Below are 2,562 nucleotides of genomic sequence, written 5' to 3'. Positions count from 1 at the left end.
GCCGGGATGTCCGGGGCGTTGCTCTTCGCGATCAGCGCGTTGGTGTTCGCCGGGTTGCCGGTGACGGTGATCCGGATGTCGTCGGCGGCGTGGTCGTTCAGCGCCTTGCCCTGACCGGTGAAGATCGCGCCGTTCGCCTCCAGCAGGTCGCCGCGCTCCATCCCCTTCGTCCGCGGCCGCGCGCCCACCAGCAGCGCGACGTTGACGCCGTCGAAGACCTTGTTCGGGTCGTCGCCGATCTCGATCCCGGCCAGCGTCGGGAACGCGCTGTCGTCGAGCTCCATCACGACGCCCTCGAGCGCCTTCAGCGCCGGGGTGATCTCCAGCAGCCGCAGCTCCACCGGGGTGTCGGGCCCGAGCAGCGCACCGCTCGCGATCCGGAACAGCAGGCTGTAGCCGATATTCCCGGCGGCCCCGGTAACGGCCACCTTCACCGGTGTAGTGCTCACGACACGCTCCTTTTGTACTTTGTGGTGCTTCGGACGCTAGCAAGTCGCGTGCGCGGTACCAACGCTGGGGGCGGCGGAGCCCAGGAGAAGGAAGCCGACTGGCTCCACCCCAGGGCGCGCCGGTCCGGGGGAGCGGGGGTGCTGGGAGGATGGTGGGGTGGAGCGGCGGACCGGGTCGGGGTTGGCGAGTGTCGAGGCGGAGCACGACGGGACGTTCGTACTGCGTATCGACGGGTCGCCGCAGTCGCAGGTCGACCTGGCCGATCCCACTCACCTGTCGTTCGAGTACATGCGCCGGATCGGCGACGTCGTCGACGCGATCGCGCCCCGGCGCCAGCCGATCGCGGTCGTGCACGTCGGCGGGGCCGCGCTGAGCCTGCCCCGGTACGTCGCCGCGACCCGCCCGCGATCCCGGCAGATCGTGCTCGAACCGGACGAGGACCTGACCGAGTTCGTCCGCGAGGCACTGCCCCTGCCGAAGCGCTCCGGCATCAAGGTCCGCCCGGCCACCGGCCGAGCCGGGATCACCGAGCTGTACGACGACTCGATGGACCTGCTGATCCTCGACGCGTTCGAGCACGAGGCCGTCCCCCCGAACCTGGTTACGACCGAGTTCTTCACCGAATGCGCCCGGGTTCTGCGCCCGACCGGCGTACTGGTGGCCAACCTGATCGACGGCCAGTCCGGCCTCCCGTTCATCCGCCGTACGGCCGCCACCGTCGCATCCGCGATCGGCCCCGGCGTGGCCCTCGCCGAACGCAAGATCCTCCGCGGCAAGGCCTTCGGCAACGTCATCCTCGTCGCCTCCCGCCACCCGCTCCCGGACCTCACCACCCAGGGCCGCCGCGCACAGCCCCCGTACGAACCAGCCCCTCTCCAAGCCCTGGCCGGCAAGTCCACACCCCTCACCGACACCGAACCCTTCACCACCCCCCAAGCCCCCGCCTCAGTCTTCCGCAGCTGATCTCCCGGTGGTCAGTGGGTTGGGATTGGCTCGGCGGTGGTGAGGCGGTCGAGTGCTCGGCTGACAGCGGCGCGCTGTTCCGGGGTTGCGCCGACGGAGCGGACCAGGTGGTCGAGGCGGTCGCGGCCGGGGGAGCGGGTGCCTCGGAGCCAGGCCTGGATCGTTGCCCGGGGGATCCCGGTCTCCTGCTCGAGAACCCGCAACGACCGCGGCTGCGACAACGCCGCCACAGCGGCCCCGAGCTCCGCGAGGGTGTCGGCACTGTCCAGCAGATCGACGATGTCCCGCGGATCGCGGCTCGCCTCCTCCCACCGCCGCCGCCATACCGGCATCAGATCCGCGGGCACCCCACACCCGGACAGATACGCCGCCGCCACCTCCCACGTCGGCAGCTGCTTCCCACTGGTGGTGCGGATCAGATGCGGGTGCGAGTAGTGCGCCCGCTCGGCCAGTTCGCGGTACGTGAGCCCCGCGTGCCGACGTACCCGTTGCAAGCCCGCGGCGAACCCCTCGACATCCTGCACGTGATCAAACATAACTCAACATGTTTCAACAGATCAACCGCCGGTTAGTCTTGGAGGCGTGTCTGTCGCGAAGGTTGCCGCCCTGACCTACTACCCGGTGAAGGGCCTGGCGGGGATCCCCGTCGAATCCGCCGAAGTGGGCCCGACCGGCCTCCGTGACGACCGGCTCTTCATGCTTGTCGAACCCGACGGCACGTTCCTCAGCCAACGCAAACTCCCGGCGATGGCGACGCTGCACGCGTCGCTGTCCGGCGACGTACTCCGCCTGTCCGGCCCGGCCGCCCCCGACCTCGAGATCCCCATCCGGTACGACGGGAAGCGCCGCGACGTCAGCCTGTTCGGCAAGTGGTTCGGGCAGGGCGTCGTACAGGACCCGGACGCCGACGCGTGGTTCACCGAACGGCTGGGTACGACGGCCGCCCTCGTCCGCGTCACCCCCGAACACGAACGCGCCGGGTGGGGAGCGCATCCCGGTCTCACCGGGTACGGCGACGCGCACGCGCTGATGATCACGTCGTACGCCTCCCTCGACAGCCTGAACGCCCGCATCCTCGAATACGGCGGCACCGCGATCCCGATGAACCGCTTCCGCCCGAACGTCGTCATCTCCGGCTGGCCCGAACCG

4 protein-coding genes are annotated in these 2,562 nt (G+C 70.1%); 2 read left to right on the top strand and 2 right to left on the bottom strand.

What is annotated here, in order from left to right:
• A partial coding sequence (locus VFF46_RS11365; RefSeq protein ID WP_414673053.1) for a lactate/malate family dehydrogenase occupies nt 1–449 on the bottom strand: 449 nt, incomplete at its 3' end.
• 157 nt (nt 450–606) lie between these two features.
• Between VFF46_RS11365 and VFF46_RS11360 the strand changes: the two genes are divergently transcribed.
• Entirely contained in the window at nt 607–1,413 is an 807-nt protein-coding gene (locus VFF46_RS11360; protein ID WP_325037044.1) for a fused MFS/spermidine synthase, read from the top strand.
• Nucleotides 1,414–1,424: 11 nt separating this feature from the next.
• Here the strand turns inward: VFF46_RS11360 and VFF46_RS11355 are convergent, their stop codons facing one another.
• Nucleotides 1,425–1,937, bottom strand: coding sequence for a helix-turn-helix transcriptional regulator (locus VFF46_RS11355; RefSeq protein ID WP_325037043.1), 513 nt, complete (start codon nt 1,935–1,937; stop codon nt 1,425–1,427).
• Nucleotides 1,938–1,995: 58 nt separating this feature from the next.
• On the opposite strand from VFF46_RS11355, the gene VFF46_RS11350 reads away from it, so the two are divergent.
• On the top strand, nt 1,996–2,562 hold a 567-nt coding region (locus tag VFF46_RS11350), incomplete at its 3' end, for an MOSC domain-containing protein (RefSeq protein ID WP_325037042.1).

The organism is Kribbella sp., assembly GCF_035655035.1.
In the GTDB taxonomy this organism is placed as follows: domain Bacteria; phylum Actinomycetota; class Actinomycetes; order Propionibacteriales; family Kribbellaceae; genus Kribbella.
Note: the sequence above shows the minus strand (reverse complement) of the source record. Positions and strands in the feature narration are given on the sequence as shown.